Origin of the sequence: Campylobacter sp. RM12647 (assembly GCF_020138135.1) — a bacterium.
Lineage (GTDB): Bacteria > Campylobacterota > Campylobacteria > Campylobacterales > Campylobacteraceae > Campylobacter_E.
Window position 1 is genome coordinate 1 of sequence record NZ_JACGAS010000033.1, and the last position, 15,752, is coordinate 15,752.

General features: G+C 29.8%; 12 protein-coding genes. 7 read left to right on the forward strand and 5 right to left on the reverse strand.

Annotation, left to right across the window (positions count from 1 at the left end; all coding sequences use genetic code 11):
* The 3 genes from lepA to AVBRAN12647_RS09060 all read right to left on the reverse strand — a co-directional run.
* Positions 1 to 1,685: translation elongation factor 4 (gene lepA / locus AVBRAN12647_RS09050; RefSeq protein ID WP_336615061.1), on the reverse strand; the 1,685-nt coding region annotated here is incomplete at its 3' end.
* Positions 1,686 to 1,769: 84 nt separating this feature from the next.
* Positions 1,770 to 3,134 (reverse strand): L-serine ammonia-lyase, encoded by a 1,365-nt coding sequence (locus AVBRAN12647_RS09055; RefSeq protein WP_214117701.1) that lies wholly within the window; start codon positions 3,132 to 3,134, stop codon positions 1,770 to 1,772.
* Positions 3,131 to 4,339 (reverse strand): aromatic amino acid transport family protein, encoded by a 1,209-nt coding sequence (locus tag AVBRAN12647_RS09060; protein ID WP_214117700.1) that lies wholly within the window; start codon positions 4,337 to 4,339, stop codon positions 3,131 to 3,133. The genes AVBRAN12647_RS09055 and AVBRAN12647_RS09060 overlap by 4 nt, the downstream gene beginning before the upstream one ends.
* Before the next feature lie 399 nt (positions 4,340 to 4,738).
* Here AVBRAN12647_RS09060 and AVBRAN12647_RS09065 point away from each other — a divergent pair, with 399 nt between their 5' ends.
* Positions 4,739 to 6,139, forward strand: coding sequence for an alanine/glycine:cation symporter family protein (locus AVBRAN12647_RS09065; protein ID WP_336612871.1), 1,401 nt, complete (start codon positions 4,739 to 4,741; stop codon positions 6,137 to 6,139).
* 38 nt (positions 6,140 to 6,177) lie between these two features.
* Here AVBRAN12647_RS09065 and traF read toward each other — a convergent pair whose 3' ends face one another.
* Positions 6,178 to 7,896 (reverse strand): conjugal transfer protein TraF, encoded by a 1,719-nt coding sequence (gene traF / locus AVBRAN12647_RS09070; protein ID WP_336615062.1) that lies wholly within the window; start codon positions 7,894 to 7,896, stop codon positions 6,178 to 6,180.
* 451 nt (positions 7,897 to 8,347) lie between these two features.
* On the opposite strand from traF, the gene AVBRAN12647_RS09075 reads away from it, so the two are divergent.
* Genes AVBRAN12647_RS09075 through AVBRAN12647_RS09090 form a run of 4 tightly spaced genes read left to right on the forward strand, consistent with a single transcriptional unit; the run spans position 8,348 to position 13,323 of the window.
* The gene (locus AVBRAN12647_RS09075; RefSeq protein ID WP_214117697.1) at positions 8,348 to 9,826 is read left to right on the forward strand and encodes a DASS family sodium-coupled anion symporter; all 1,479 of its coding nucleotides are present in this window, start codon (positions 8,348 to 8,350) and stop codon (positions 9,824 to 9,826) included.
* A 52-nt stretch (positions 9,827 to 9,878) separates the two neighbouring features.
* Positions 9,879 to 10,598, forward strand: coding sequence for a fumarate reductase cytochrome b subunit (locus tag AVBRAN12647_RS09080; protein WP_214117696.1), 720 nt, complete (start codon positions 9,879 to 9,881; stop codon positions 10,596 to 10,598).
* Between the two features lie 18 nt (positions 10,599 to 10,616).
* Positions 10,617 to 12,608 (forward strand): fumarate reductase flavoprotein subunit, encoded by a 1,992-nt coding sequence (locus AVBRAN12647_RS09085; RefSeq protein WP_214120099.1) that lies wholly within the window; start codon positions 10,617 to 10,619, stop codon positions 12,606 to 12,608.
* Positions 12,601 to 13,323, forward strand: coding sequence for a fumarate reductase iron-sulfur subunit (locus AVBRAN12647_RS09090; protein WP_214117694.1), 723 nt, complete (start codon positions 12,601 to 12,603; stop codon positions 13,321 to 13,323). The genes AVBRAN12647_RS09085 and AVBRAN12647_RS09090 overlap by 8 nt, the downstream gene beginning before the upstream one ends.
* Before the next feature lie 51 nt (positions 13,324 to 13,374).
* On the opposite strand, the gene AVBRAN12647_RS09095 is transcribed toward AVBRAN12647_RS09090, so the two are convergent.
* Positions 13,375 to 13,782, reverse strand: coding sequence for a hypothetical protein (locus AVBRAN12647_RS09095; RefSeq protein WP_336607676.1), 408 nt, complete (start codon positions 13,780 to 13,782; stop codon positions 13,375 to 13,377).
* A gap of 67 nt (positions 13,783 to 13,849) precedes the next feature.
* Between AVBRAN12647_RS09095 and AVBRAN12647_RS09100 the strand changes: the two genes are divergently transcribed.
* Both AVBRAN12647_RS09100 and AVBRAN12647_RS09105 read left to right on the forward strand, forming a co-directional pair.
* Positions 13,850 to 14,677, forward strand: a complete 828-nt coding sequence (locus tag AVBRAN12647_RS09100; protein WP_214120101.1) for a prephenate dehydrogenase — start codon at positions 13,850 to 13,852, stop codon at positions 14,675 to 14,677.
* Positions 14,678 to 14,843: 166 nt separating this feature from the next.
* On the forward strand, positions 14,844 to 15,752 hold a 909-nt coding region (locus tag AVBRAN12647_RS09105), incomplete at its 3' end, for a PDC sensor domain-containing protein (protein ID WP_336615063.1).

The following is a 15,752-nucleotide window of genomic DNA, read 5'->3' on the forward strand; positions in this document are numbered from 1 at the left end:
CTTTTTCTAGTAATATCCCCGCCGTAGCATTTAGCAGTAACATTTTTACCCATTGATTTTACATTTTCACGAGCTATGATTTTATTACCTATACTTGCTTGAATTGCTACTTCAAATAATTGTCTAGGCACAATATCTTTCATAGCTTTTACTAAATCTCTACCTTTGCTTAAAGCCTTTTGATTTGGCACGATAATGCTTAACGCATCAACTGCTTCTCCAGCTACTTTTATATCAAGTTTTACTAAATCTCCCACTCTATAATCACAAAATTCATAATCAAAACTAGCATATCCACGAGTAAGTGATTTTAATTTATCATAAAAGTCCATAATAATCTCATTCATAGGTATATCGTATTCAAGCAATACTCTATTTTCTGTTATATAATCCATTTTTGTTTGTATTGCACGGCGATTATTTAAAAGAGTAATTAAATTTCCTAAAAACTCGCTAGGAGTTATTATGGTAGCTTTTACATAAGGCTCTTTTATGTGGTCTATTTTATTTACAGGTGGTAAGTCGCTTGGGTTTTGAATATTTAATACACTTCCATCGGTTAAATTAACTTCATAAGTAACACTAGGAGCGGTTGCTATTAGATCCAAATTAAACTCACGCTCTAAGCGTTCTTTTATAACTTCCATATGCAATAAACCTAAAAAGCCAACCCTAAAGCCAAAACCTAAAGCAAGTGAAGTTTCTGGCTCGTATGAGATTGAACTATCGTTTAATTTTAATTTATCTAAAGCATCTCTTAAATCTTCAAATTTATCAGTTTCAATCGGATAAATCCCTGCAAATACAAAGGCTTTTGCTTTAGCAAAACCTTCAATTGGCTCTGTTGCTTTATCTTTTGCTAGGGTTATTGTATCTCCTACGCTAATTTGTGCTATGTCTTTTAATCCTAATACAACGATACCAACTTCTCCTGCTTTAATTGTATTTGTTGGCATTGGATTTAGTGGGTGTGGATAGCGTAAATCTAATACATTATGCTTTACGCCTTCGTGCATTAAATATATTTCATCGTTTTTATTAATCTCTCCATCCCTTACTCTAACTAAAGCTAAAGCCCCTAAATAGCTATCAAACCAGCTATCATAAATTAGTGCTTTTAGCTTATTTTGATTACTTTTTGGTGCAGGAATTCTCTCACAAATTGCTTGTAATAATTCAGCAATTCCTATCCCAGCTTTTGCACTAACTTCTATTGCATTAGAACAATCAATTCCTATTATATGCTCAATTTCAGCCTTTACTTTTGCAGGATTTGCTGCGGGTAGGTCAATTTTATTAATTACAGGAATTATTTCTAAATCATGCTCAATTGCCATATAAACATTCGCAATTGTTTGTGCTTGAACGCCTTGTGAAGCATCAACTACTAATAATGCCCCTTCGCAACTTGCTAAACTTCTACTAACTTCATACGAAAAATCCACATGACCTGGGGTGTCAATAAGATTTAAAATATAATTTTCTTTATTATAAGTATAATTTAATCTAACTGATTGAGCTTTTATAGTAATTCCACGCTCTTTTTCTATATCCATAGTATCCATTACTTGCTTACTCATTTTGCGTTGCTCTATAGCATTGCAAGTTGTGATTAAACAATCTGCTAAAGTGCTTTTACCATGGTCTATATGTGCTATTATTGAAAAATTTCTTATATTTTGCATTAAAGTTCCATTATTTTGATGTGATTTTTAATATTAACAAAAAATAATAAATTACAGATTGTAAAAAGGGCATAAAGCCCTTTTTTAGCAAAATTTCTTGTAATTTGTAGCTAGACCTGCAAGGCTAGTTTCTTTATATCTTGTATCCATATCCTTGCCTGTTTCATACATAGTTTTAATAACCTCATCAAGCCCAACGCTAGGAGCACTCTCTCTATCCATAGCCATTTTAGCTGCACTTACAGCCTTTATCGCTCCGAATACATTACGCTCAATGCAAGGAATTTGAACAAGTCCTGCAACAGGATCGCAAGTTAGCCCTAAATGATGCTCCATTGCAATTTCAGCAGCAGAGCAACAATCAATCGGACTTGCCCCCATACTAAAGGCAAATGAAGCAGCTGCCATTGAAGAAGCTGAGCCAATTTCTGCTTGACAACCAGCTTCAGCTCCACTTATACTTGCGTTTTTCTTAAACAATGAACCTATCGCCATTGATACTAATAAAAAGTCTCTAATGTCCTTTTCACTCATACTTTTTACATGTTCTTTTAAATATAAAAGCACAGCAGGAACTACCGCACAAGCTCCATTGGTTGGAGCAGTTACTACACGATTACCCGCTGCGTTTTCTTCTGAAACACTCATAGCATAAAGGCTAAAATAATCTATAAAATCCAAATCACCCTTACGATTTAAATTCTTATCATCTAAAAGCATTAATTTTTTGGCTAATGCAGGAGCTCTTCTTTTAAGCTTGATTGGTCCTGGTAGGATTAGTTCATTTGAATTAGCACCTGCTTTAAAACTATCTTGCATTGCTTCATAAATCTCTTTGCAATAATTATTTATATATTCTTCGCTATTAAAATTAAGTTCATAAAGCATTGCAATTTCGGCTATGTTTTTATTGTATTTATTACATAACCACAAAAGCTCCGTCGCACTATCAAAAGAATAATCATAATTTTTTTCTTGATTAGTTTGATTAGTTTTACTAATCTCATCTTCACTTTTAATAAAGCCACCGCCAACTGAATAATAAGTCTTAGATTTAACACAAGTATTATTTGAAAATGCTTCAATCGTTAAAGCATTTTCGTGATAGCTTTTAAATTCTTTAGAAAAAATAATATCGCTATTTTCATCAAAATCTATTTCAAATTCATTTCCTAATAAAAGCTTTCTTTCGTTTAATCTTAATAATACAACTTGTTTTTGTTCTGGGCTTATTGTTTTTACATTTAAGCCACTAAGACCTAAAACCACAGCAATATCGCTTAAATGCCCTTTACCTGTAAGTGATAAAGAGCCAAATAAAGTAACTTTTATCCTAGTAATTTCTTTTAAATTTAAACCTTTTAAAAACTCATTTCCCGCAACAAAAGGTCCAACTGTGTGCGAACTTGATGGACCAATGCCGATTTTAAAAATACTTAAGTTACTCATAAGTTCATCTTATAAATTACACTTGTAATTGTGATAATTCCCATAATAGCTACGAAATAACAAGCCGCACCATTTTTATAAACTCTTAGCTCTGGGATTTTATATATAGCATATACAGGCATTAAAAATAATATTACAGCAATAATAGGACCGCCTAAATCTTCTATAAATCCTAAAATACTAGGGTTATAGTAAGCTACTATTATCATAGTTACATACATAAATATAGTTGTAAAGGCATTATTTTTACTAACAGCTTTTCCGCTTACTTTTTTAATAAGTCCATTTAAGCCTTCTCTAGCACCAAAATAGTGCCCAAAAAAGCTAGTTAAAATTGCCAAAAATGCAACAGCAGGAGCACCATAACTTATAATATTTCCATCAAATTTATTAGCAAAATAGCTAAGGATTGGAATATTTGCATCTCTTGCAATAGCAAACTCATTTTTATCAAGACATAAAATACAAGAAAATACAAAAAACATAACAAATACTAATAAAAGCGTAGCGTTATTAAATAATATTTGCTTTCTTTTTGCGTCAGAGTTTTCTTTATACTCATTATATGTATTTAGGCTAAAAGTTGAAATCGCAGGAGAGTGATTAAAGCTAAATACTAATACAGGTAAAGTAAGCCATATTGTGCTAATAAATTCCTTTGCACTTGGAACTTCACCTAAAACTTCTAATTTCCAATGTGGAATTAGATAAAGTGAAAATAAAAATAGTATTAAGCATAATGGATACACAAGCCATTCACAAACTTTAGTAACTAAAGTTTCATTAGTAAACATTACAGCCATCATAATTGTAATTAAAACAATAGCCAAGATTAAGCGATTTGGCTCGGCTAAGCCTAATTGATTTACCATAAATGAGCTTATAGTATTTGTAATACCAACCCCATAAGCAAGACAAATAGGATAAATTGCAAAAAAGTATAAAAATGTAATCACAATTCCTACTTCTTTACCAAAATATTTATTCACAGCATCAGTAATATCTCCACCTTTAGTAGAGCCTACAAAATATGATAAGAATAAATGTGATAAATAAGTCATTGGGAAAATTAATACACACATTAAAACAATAGGCCAAAAGCCACCAGTTCCTGCACGAATAGGTAAGAATAAAATTCCAGCACCAACAGCAGTGCCAAACAATGAAAACATCCAACGATTGTCAAATTCGCTCCATTTTTTCATTATTACTCCTTAAAATAATTTAAAGCCGCTATTTTAATTATATTTATATAACTTATTATAAATTTAAATCAAACTTTTAAAATAAATGTTACAAAATGTAACAAAATATTAAAATTTATAAAAAATAATATGATTTTGATATTTATTATCTTTTATTTATTATAATGACTTCGTTTTTTTAAATTTAAAGGAGATATTATGAATTTATTACATCCAAAGAGCTTAAAAGACATTATTAAAAAGCCAGATAATCAAAAAAATCCTTTTGAAAGATTAATTATTGCTTGCGAAGATAAAAGCAGCAAACATAAGTAATTAACCAAAAACGCTTGAATTTATATATAATGATTTTTTGAAATTTTTTATTAAGGAGAGCGTTTGCAAAGTTTATTAGAAGAAATACATTTATTTTTAGATTTAATAAATGGTTATTTATATACTTATTTTTTAGTTTTTGCACTAATTATTGTAGGTATAATTTATTCTATCAATACTCGTTTTGCTCAGTTTAGATTGATGGGTAATGTTTTAACATTATTAAAAGAAAAGCAAGACAACAAAGACCATGTTAGTAGTTTTGAAGCTTTAATGATTTCAACTGCTTCAAGGGTTGGTATTGGAAATATCGCTGGAATTAGCACTGCAGTTGTAGTTGGTGGTGCAGGTGCATTGTTTTGGATGTGGGTAATGGCATTTATAGGCGGTGCAAGTGCATTTGCTGAAAGCACATTAGCTCAAATATATAAAAGTAAAGATGAAAATGGTTTTCGTGGAGGACCTGCATATTTTATTGAAAAAGGCTTAGGAAATAAATTTTTTGGTAAATTATTTTCAGTTATTTTAATTATTACTTATGCTTATGGATTTAATGGACTTCAAAGCCATACTATGACTTCAGCATTTGAGATATATTTTCCTGATAACTTTAGTAATGCAAGTATAATTATAGGGATTATTTTAAGTGTTGTTGCTTTTGCATTATTCTTTTCAAATTCAAAATCACTTGGAAAAGTAAGCTCAATTATTGTTCCTATAATGGCTTTTATTTATATTTTATTAAGCATTATTGCTATGGCTATGCACTATGATTTAATACCATCTGTGTTTAAAATGATTTTTAATAGTGCTTTTGATTTTCAAGCTATTTTTGGTGGATTTGCAGGTAGTGTTATAGTAATAGGAATTAAGCGTGGATTATTTTCAAACGAAGCTGGTATGGGTTCTGCTCCAAACGCAGCTGCAGCAGCAAATACAAGCCATCCTGTAAAACAAGGAATTATTCAAAGTTTTTCAGTGTTTATTGATTTAATTATATGTTCATGCTCTGGATTTTTAGTATTGTTCTCACAAAGTTACATTAATCAATTATCAACTGGCGAAACTAAATTAAATGCTTTACCTATGGTGCAACAATCAATGATGGAATATTATGGTACTTGGGGACTTCATTTTATAACTTTTGCAGTTATTTTATTTGCTGTAACTTCTTTAATCGGTAATTTTTACTATGCAGATGCAAATGTTAAAAACCTTACAAAAAATAATTTAAATGAATTAGTTTTTAAAATAAGTGCTGTTGCTATGGTATTTATTGGTTCTCAATTAGATTTAAAAGTAGCTTGGGATTTAGCAGATATTACAATGGCTGCAATGGCTTCTATAAATATCATTGCTATTTTATTATTAAGTCCTATTTTAATAAAATGTTTAAAAGATTATGATGAGCAAAAGAAAAGAGGTTTAGACCCTGTATTTAGCGCTAAAAAATTAGGTATTAAAAACGCTGAATGTTGGGATTAAGCAAGATTTGAATTAGGTTAAATCCTAATTCAAATTCTTTACCATTTATATCCAAATCCTATTCTTAAATCAAAATAATTAGGCACTTTACTTGAAACCTTGCAAATATCTTTATCGCAATTACTAGACTTTAATCCACTCGCTAAGGCTATATCAAATATATTAAAGAAATTAGCTCCCGTTGTAAGTATAGTCCCATAATCTTTTTTAATATCATAAGCTAAGCCACCCCTTAGATTAAAATAATCATTAAATTCGTATTTAACACCACCGCCTAGCATTTGAGATTTATTGTATTTATTTGATAAAGTTGTGTTTGTAACTAAATCAGTATCAAAAGCAAAAGTAAAATCACTATATTTATATGCTAATCCAAATCTTACTTGCGGATTTAATCTCATACTGCTTGAATGGAATTTGATTTTAGGATTATTTAAATTTTTAATAACCAATCCAGTAGAAAAATCATCAATACTATATAATGCTCCTATATCTATTCCAAAAGTATTTGTTGATTTTGCATTATGCAAATCATTTTTAATATTTATATCTTTAGAATTAACTCCATTCATATCTATTTTAATGCCTTTTTCTACTTGATATGCTTGAATATTCATATATTTTAAACTAGCACCTAAACTAAGCTCTCCATAAGGCATTATAAAACCATTTGCGTAGCTAATTGGCACTTCTGTTATCATTAGCATTGTTGTATTTAAAGGATTTTTTACACTATCTTGCATTGCTGAATGATTTAAATATTCTTCTTCGCTTACATTGGTTACGAATAGTTGTGAATTGCTTTTAAATAATTTTAAATAAATATATCTATCATCATCTTTTACTTTTATTATTAAACTACTTTTTTCTTTATTTAATGAAGCATAAGTATTAAGTGAAATCGTATTAAATAAGCTGACAGAAAAAGCACTTAAATCCCCTAAATTATTGTTATATTCTAAACCACTTAATATATTTAAATTAACTTCATTATCATAAACTGCATTATAAATTAATTCAATATCATTTAAGGTATTTTCATCAAGAAAGGTATCTAATTTAGTATCTCCAATATCTAACAATAAATCATCTAAATTAACATTACCATCTTTTGAATTCTTTATCACATCTAAGACATTTTTTGTATCAGTATCACTTATTATATTTGTTAATAATTTTGTATCAACGCCATTGTTATTTAATTCTTCATTTGTATTATTTGTTGAAGTTATTAGCTCGGTTTTTATTGTTGTAGATAATTCATCATTATCTTGCATTTTATTTTTTAAATCACTAATTATATTGTCTAGTTCATCTTTAGTTAAATTATCATCTAATTCATCTTTAAAAGTTTTTGCTAATAAGGCTAAATCTTCATTATCGCTATTTGTGTTTCTTAATATAAAATCATCTATAACACTACCAAAATTACCAAATTTTAAATTATTAGCTCTTGAATTGTTGTTTGGATTAAAAATATGCTTTATTTTGCTTATATTTGCTTCAATTTTTTTATTTATAGATTTATCAAGATTAGATAATTCTAAAAGATTTTTTTGATTATAATTTGCCCCAAAACTAAAATTAACCCCATTTTTAGAATAAATCAAACTAGCAGGATTATAATAAGCTGCAAAATCATTATCTTTAAGTGCAACTCCAGCATATCCCATACTCAAAGGTATATTACCTAAACTACCAAATTCTAACGCCAAAGCACTAAAGCTAAAAGCACTAGTTAATATTATCTTTTTCATAATTTTCCTTTTTAAAATATTAAAAATTATATAGTTACTTTATTATTGTTACTTAATGTATCAAAAAAATAATTTTTAGATTATTTTATTTAATTAATTGGCTTAAAAAATATAATTTTTTATAAAATCTTTTAAAAGGAGATTGGTAAAATGACAAGCAAATTATTTGTAGAATTACTATATAGCATCGGCTTTATAAGTTTGTTTTTATTATTAGGAATATTTTATAAGCAAAAATATTAAATGGAATTTTGGTTTTTACTAATTTAGCTTTTAATAATGCAAATGATGATTAAAAATTAACCTTAAAATATTTTAAGTTTAAATTGTTTTTAAATTAAAGCTTAAAAATAGATATTAATTTTTTAAAGTTAGATGATTATTTAAAAAATTAAGATTTTCTTTAGCTTTTTTGGAATATATTAATTTCAACTTAATTTTAGGAGTTAATATGAAAGGTAAGGTTCCGTTGTGGAAATTTATCGCACCAGTTGTTGCTGGTTTGCTTGTGTTTTTGCTTTCGTATTTATTTGCTGATTATTCTCAGCTTAGTATGAATGCTTGGATTTATGTTAGCATTTTTGCTGCTTTAGTTGTAGGGCTTATCTTAGAGCCTATGCCACCTGCTTTTTTAGGTATTATTGCTATAGCTTTAGCAGTATTATTTAAAGTTGGTCCTGCAAAATCAGGCGAAGTTGGTGCAAAAATTACTTCAGAAGCTGCAATTAATTGGGGTTTAACTGGATTTTCAAATTCTGTTGTGTGGCTTATTTTTGCTTCATTTATGATAGGAATTGGCTATCAAAATAGTGGTCTTGGTAAAAGAATTGCTTTAATTTTAGTAAATAAATTAGGCAAATCTACTTTAGGTTTAGGCTATGCAATTGCTATTGCTGATTTAATTTTAGCTCCATTTATTCCGAGTAATGCTGCAAGAAGTGGTGGAACTATTTATCCAATAGCTACAAGTATTCCTGCTATGTATGATAGCTCTCCTGATAAAGAACCAAGAAAAATAGGTGCTTACATAGCGTGGGTAAGTCTTGCTACTACTTGTATTTCAAGTTCAATATTTTTAACAGGTCAAGCACCAAACCCACTAGCTTTAGAGATATTATCAAAATCAGGCATTGCTGTAGTTGATTGGATGGGTTGGTTTTTATGCTTTTTACCTATTGGTATTATTTTGTTTTTAATCACTCCTTTATTAACTTATTATATCTATCCACCAGAAGTTAAAGGCTCTAGTAAAATTAGTGCTTGGGCTAAAGAAGAATTGGTAAAACTTGGTTCAATTAAATTAAAAGAATTATTAATGTTAAGCATTTCAATTCTTGCTCTAATTTTATGGATAGGTTCAAAGACTTTTGGAGTTAGTGCTACTACAACTGCTTTAATTGTAATTATTCTAATGATAGTTACTAATATTATTACTTGGAATGATTTTTTAGCTAATAAACCAGCGTGGAATGTTCTTACTTGGTTTGCTACTTTAGTAACAATGGCAGGTGGATTAAAAAATGTTGGATTTTTAGAATTCTTATCAAAATATACTGATAGTTTATTAAGTGGTATTAGTCCTACTTTAGCAGTATTTATATTATTACTTGTATTTTGTTTATTAAGATATTTCTTTGCTTCTGGGACTGCATATGTTACTGCAGTTGTTGGGGTGTTTGCAATTATTGCAAGTAAAATTGCTGGTTATGATGCGTCTTTTATTATGATGTTTTTACTAGCTCCAATGGGTATGATAAGTGTTTTAACGCCTTATGGGACAGGACATAGCCCAATTTGGTTTGCGAGTGGTTATATTAAAGGTGCAGAATTTTGGAAATTAGGTGCTATTTTTGGAGCTATTTATTTACTAATTTACACACTTATTGCGTATCCGTGGTTTAAATTCATTATTCCACATATTTTTTCGTAGGTCGTTTGTTAAACATTAGTAAAATGAGAAAAATTTAAGAAAAGGAGTTAAAGTGTCTAGTAAAATTGAAAATTTTTTAGGCAAAAGAGTTGATGGCACTAAATCACGCTTACCTGCTAAGCTTGATTTTTATCAAAGTGCTACTGGTTTAATTCTAGGGCTTTTTATGTGGGGACATATGCTTTTTGTTTCTACCGTTTTAATCAGTCCTGAATTTTTTGAAGCTACGGCTAAGTTTTTTGAGGGTTCGGCTATTTTTGATACACCAAAACCTGCTTTAGTATCTTGTATGGTGCTTATTATTTTTATTATTTTCTTTATTCACGCTGCTCTTGGTATGAGAAAATTACCAATTACTTATCGCCAATGGCAAATCGCAAGAGAGCATTCAAAACTAATAAAACACGAAGATACAACGCTTTGGGTTATTCAAGCCTGTACAGGTTTTGTTATGTTTTTCTTCGCTTCAATGCACCTTGCAATGATGTTTTTTAATCCTGAAACTATTAGATTTTTAGGTGCAGTTGAAAGAATTGTAAATCATAATATGTGGGCGTTTTATTTAATTTTATTATTCGCTGTTGAGCTTCATGGTGGTATTGGTCTTTATAGGCTTTGCGTTAAATGGGGCTGGTTTGATGGAAATGATGTGCATACTGCAAGAGCTAGAAGAAAAACTCTTAAAAAATTAAAATGGGTTATTAGTATTTTCTTTATAGTTTTAGGACTTGCTAATTTAGCAGTATTTATAAAAGCTGGTATTAGCTTATAACAAACAGAAAGGCTTAAAATGAAAGTAGAATTTAGTGATGCTTTAATAGTTGGTGGTGGTTTAGCAGGACTTAGAAGTGCTGTTGAAGTTGCTAAAAGTGGTCAATCAGTTACGCTTTTAAGTATTTGTCCTGTTAAGCGTTCTCACTCAGCTGCGGTTCAAGGTGGTATGCAAGCAAGTCTTGCTAATGGTAATAAAGGTGAAGGAGATAATGAAGATTTACACTTTGCTGACACCGTAAAAGGAAGCGATTGGGGATGCGATCAAGAAGTAGCAAGAATGTTTGCTCAAACTGCACCTAAGGCTGTTCGTGAGTTAGCTAGTTGGGGCGTGCCTTGGACTAGGATTACAAAAGGTCCTAGAAATGTTGTTATAAACGCACAAAAAGTAACAATAGAAGAAAAAGAAGAAGCACACGGACTTATAAATGCAAGAGATTTTGGTGGGACTAAAAAATGGAGAACTTGCTATATTGCTGATGCTACAGGGCATTGTATGATTTTTGGGGTTGCAAACGAAGCAATCAAACATAATGTAAAAATCATAGATAGAATGGAAGCTCTTAGAATTATTCACAAAGATGGAATTTGTTTAGGTGTAGTTGCAAGAAGCTTAATTGATGGTAGTTTAACTGCATTTGTATCAAAAGGCACAATGATAGCAACAGGTGGATATGGTAGAGTTTATAAACAAACAACAAATGCTGTTATTTGTGAAGGAACAGGTGCAGCAATGGCACTTGAGACAGGATTATGCTCTTTATCAAATATGGAAGCGGTTCAATTTCACCCAACTCCAATTGTTCCAAGTGGGATACTTTTAACTGAAGGTTGCCGTGGTGATGGTGGTATTTTAAGAGATGTTGATGGATACCGCTTTATGCCTGATTATGAGCCTGAGAAAAAAGAATTAGCAAGTCGTGATGTTGTAAGTCGCCGTATGATGGAACATATTAGAAAAGGAAAAGGTGTTAAAAGTCCTTATGGAGAGCATTTATGGCTTGATATTTCAATCTTAGGTCGTGCTCATGTTGAAAAAAACTTAAGAGATGTTCAAGATATTTGCAAGACATTTAATGGAATTGACCCTGCTGATGAAGGTCCAAAAGGTTGGGCGCCGGTTCTTCCTATGCAACACTATTCAATGGGTGGAATTAGAACTAAGCCAAATGGAGAAACTCCAAAGATGAAAGGTCTTTTTGCAGCAGGTGAAGCAGCTTGCTGGGATATGCACGGATTTAATAGACTTGGTGGAAATAGCTGTGCTGAAACCGTTGTTGCAGGTATGATTGTAGGAGATTATTTTTCTGAGTATTGCAAAAATAATACAATAGTAGCTGATATGCAAGTGGTTCAAAAATTCTTAAACGATGAAGCAAATTATTTAAAAGAAATAGCAAATCGTGAAGGTAAATATAATATTTTTGAAATCAAAAACGAAATGAAAGATATTATGTGGGAGCATGTTGCTATTTTTAGAACAGGCGAAGGATTAGAATACGCAGTAAAACGCCTTGAAGAATTATTAATAGAGAGCAAAAAAGTAGCTATTAAAGATAAAGAATTAAATTGCTCAAATCCAGAGCTAGAAGAAGCTTATAGAGTTCCAAGAATGTTAAAAGTTGCTTTATGTGTTGCTCGTGGTGCGCTTCTTAGAACTGAAAGCCGTGGGGCTCATTATAGAGAAGATTATCCAAAAAGAGATGATTTAAATTGGATGAAAAGAACTATGACTTATTGGGATGAAGGCTCAACTTTACCTAGAGTTGAATATGAAGACCTTGATATTATGAAAATGGAAATGCCACCAGCATTCCGTGGTTATGGTGCAAAAGGAAATATAATTGAAAATCCTTTAAGTGAAGTTCGTCAAAAACAAGTAGATGAAATTACAGAAAAATTACAAGCAGAAGGTAAAAGTAGAGCAGAAATCCAAGACGCACTTATGCCTTATGAATTACAAGCTAGATTTAAAGCAGCTAATCAAAGAATAGGGGTTGATTATGAGTAGGAAACTAACAATAAGGGTATTTAAATATAATCCACATAGTAAAATTAGCAAGCCACATTTTGCTACTTATACATTAGATGAAACTAGTGGTATGACTATTTTTATAGTTTTAAATCAAATTAGAGAAAAATTTGATGCAAGTTTGAGTTTTGATTTCGTTTGTCGTGCAGGAATTTGTGGCTCATGTGCAATGATGATTAATGGAAAACCAAAATTAGGTTGCAAAACTCTTACTAAAGATTATCCTGATGGAGTAATTGAGCTTATGCCTTTACCTGCGTTTAAACATATTAAAGATTTAAGCGTTAATACAGGTGAATGGATGGAAGGTATGTGTAAAAGGGTAGAAAGCTGGATACATACTGACAAAGTTACTGATATTTCTAAGATTGAAGAAAGAGTTGAGCCAGCAGTTGCTGAAGAAACATTTGAGCTTGATAGATGTATTGAATGTGGTATTTGTATAGCTTCTTGTGCTACTAAAGTTATGAGACCTAATTTCATAGGTGCTGCAGGACTTATGAGAGCTGCAAGATACGAGCAAGACCCACACGATAATAGAACTTTAGATGATTTTTATGAATTAGTTGGTGATGATGATGGAATTTTTGCTTGTATGAGCTTACTTGCTTGTGAAGATAATTGCCCTAAACAATTACCACTACAAACAAAAATCGCTTACCTAAGACGCAAATTAGCTACAAATAAAGGTTAAAAATATTAAGAATTTGAAATAAGATTTTATTTCAAATTCTTTTTTCACTACTCATAAAATACTTAATAATTTTGCAAATAAAACTATCAAAAAACATATTATCAAAGCTAAAATATGAGCTTGCTTTACCAAAAAATGTTCTTTATTGTTTTTAAATCTCACTATATAAATACTAATAAAAGTTATAAAAAGCATTAAAATTACTAGAGCTATTTTGATAAAAAACATAATTTTATTTATATTTGCAAAATTAGTATATTCATTATATGCTAGATAAATTCCGCTAAGAATTAATACAACAAAGCTAAGTGCATATAAAATACCTGAACTTTTAAAATAAGCCTTTTTTAGCTCATTAGCTTGTTTTAACCCATAGCATAAAATCGCATCAACAAATACATAACCTATAAAAATAATTGCTGAAAATAAGTGTAAAAAAATCACAATAAAATCAACCATTTAAACTCCTTTTTTTAGAAAAATATTATATTATTTTGCATATATAAATCTTAATTAAGGATAAGTTATGAAAGCAGTTGTAATTGGATTAGGATTAATTGGTGGCTCATTGGCTTTAAATTTGATGAAAAACAAATTTATTAGTGGAGTTTATGGAATTGATTTAAATAAAGAACACGAAAAAGAAGCTTTAAAGCTTAATTTAGTTCATGAAATTATAACTTTTGATGAGATTAAAACTTGTGATTTGATTTTTTTATGTGTTCCTGTTGGAGCTATTATTGAAATTATTAAACAATTAAAAGATATTCCAAAAACTACTACAATTATAGAATTTGGTAGCACAAAAGAAAGTATTCAAAACGCAATAAGCGATGATTTAAAAGAGCAATTCATACTAGCTCATCCAATGGCAGGAACAGAGCATAATGGTCCTAGTGCTGCTAAGATTGATTTATTTAAAAACGCTGTTTGTGTATTGTGCAATACCGAAAATACGAGCGTATTTCATCAACATAGAACCATAGAATTATTAAGCAATATTGGAATGAGAATTACTTTTATGAATGCAAGTTCGCACGATCATCATAGTGCCATCATATCTCATCTACCGCATGTAATTAGCTTTTCTTTAGCAAATTATGTGTTAGATTGCGAAGATAAGAAAAACATTTTACACCTAGCAGGTGGTTCTTTTGCCGATATGAGTAGGATTGCAAAGAGTAGCCCTGCAATGTGGGAAAGTATTTTTAAAGAAAATAAAACAAATGTTTTAAATGCTCTTGATGGCTTTATAAATGAACTAAATGAGTTTAAGCAAATGATAAATAACGATGAATATCAAAAGCTAAACGAATGGCTTAAGAATGCTAATAAATTAAAAGAGATTTTATAATTTCATTGATTTCAATTAATATTTTTTTAATTGAAATCATAATTTTTCTTATTATTCCTTAAACGCTTAAACCATTGCTACATAGATATTTAAAAATTTTTTTACTATTAAATATTATTCAATTCTTTAATTGTAACATTAACGCAATTTTTTAAAAAGGAGTATTATGAAATTAACAAACAAAATTCCAGCATTAATTGCTATCCCACTTGTAGTTTGCTTTATTGTATTGTGTATAGTGAATTATTCTAGTTCAAAAACTGATTCATTATCATTTACAGACAAAGCTAAAGAAAACGGCTTAAATGCCACTATGCTTTATGTAGATTCTTATTTTAATTCAAGAATAAATTTTATAGAGCAATTCTCACCAATTTTAGCAAATTCAATTAGTGAAGATAATCAAGATGAGAATATCTTTAAAATTCTTAAAAATTATTTAGGAATTTCAAATTTCTCTGCTTTATTTATTGGTATGGCTGATAGTGGCAAGTTTTATTATATTAGCTCTAATAACGAGCCTTATATAGTAAAAGACCAAGATGCAAGAAGTAGGGGTTGGTATAAAGATGCTATTAGTGCCAATAGGGCTTTATTAGGTAAAGAAGTTTATCCTGATGAGAGATTAAAAGAAAAAGTTATGACAATTTCAGCACCTATTATTAAAAATGGCAAAATCATTGGAGTAATTGGTGGAGATATGGCATTTAAAGATTTAAAAAATCAAATTTTAACTTTACATTTTTCTAAGACCAACACAATATTTGCTTATGATGATAAATTAGAATTTGTAATGCACCCAAATGAAGAATTTGAATTAAAGCAAGATGATGTTATAAAAATGATTGAAAATAATCTAAAAGATGGCATTTCAGTTCGCTATACCTTTAAAGGTGATGAAAAAACTGCAGTATGTATTAATTCAAATACAACAGGCTGGAAATTCTGTAGCACCAATTTAACTAGCGATATAGACGATACTTTAAATTCTTTATTAAAACAAAATATAACATTATTTTTCGCTTCTTTAGTGATTATTTTATTATGCTTATTCTTCTTAATCAAATTCTCACTT

Coding starts and splice junctions, on each gene's coding strand:
- AVBRAN12647_RS09055 (WP_214117701.1), bottom strand. CDS start 3,134: ATGAGTAACTTAAGTATTTTTAAAATCGGCATTGGTCCATCAAGTTCG.
- AVBRAN12647_RS09060 (WP_214117700.1), bottom strand. CDS start 4,339: ATGAAAAAATGGAGCGAATTTGACAATCGTTGGATGTTTTCATTGTTT.
- traF (WP_336615062.1), bottom strand. CDS start 7,896: ATGAAAAAGATAATATTAACTAGTGCTTTTAGCTTTAGTGCTTTGGCG.
- AVBRAN12647_RS09075 (WP_214117697.1), top strand. CDS start 8,348: ATGAAAGGTAAGGTTCCGTTGTGGAAATTTATCGCACCAGTTGTTGCT.
- AVBRAN12647_RS09085 (WP_214120099.1), top strand. CDS start 10,617: ATGAAAGTAGAATTTAGTGATGCTTTAATAGTTGGTGGTGGTTTAGCA.
- AVBRAN12647_RS09090 (WP_214117694.1), top strand. CDS start 12,601: ATGAGTAGGAAACTAACAATAAGGGTATTTAAATATAATCCACATAGT.
- AVBRAN12647_RS09095 (WP_336607676.1), bottom strand. CDS start 13,782: ATGGTTGATTTTATTGTGATTTTTTTACACTTATTTTCAGCAATTATT.
- AVBRAN12647_RS09100 (WP_214120101.1), top strand. CDS start 13,850: ATGAAAGCAGTTGTAATTGGATTAGGATTAATTGGTGGCTCATTGGCT.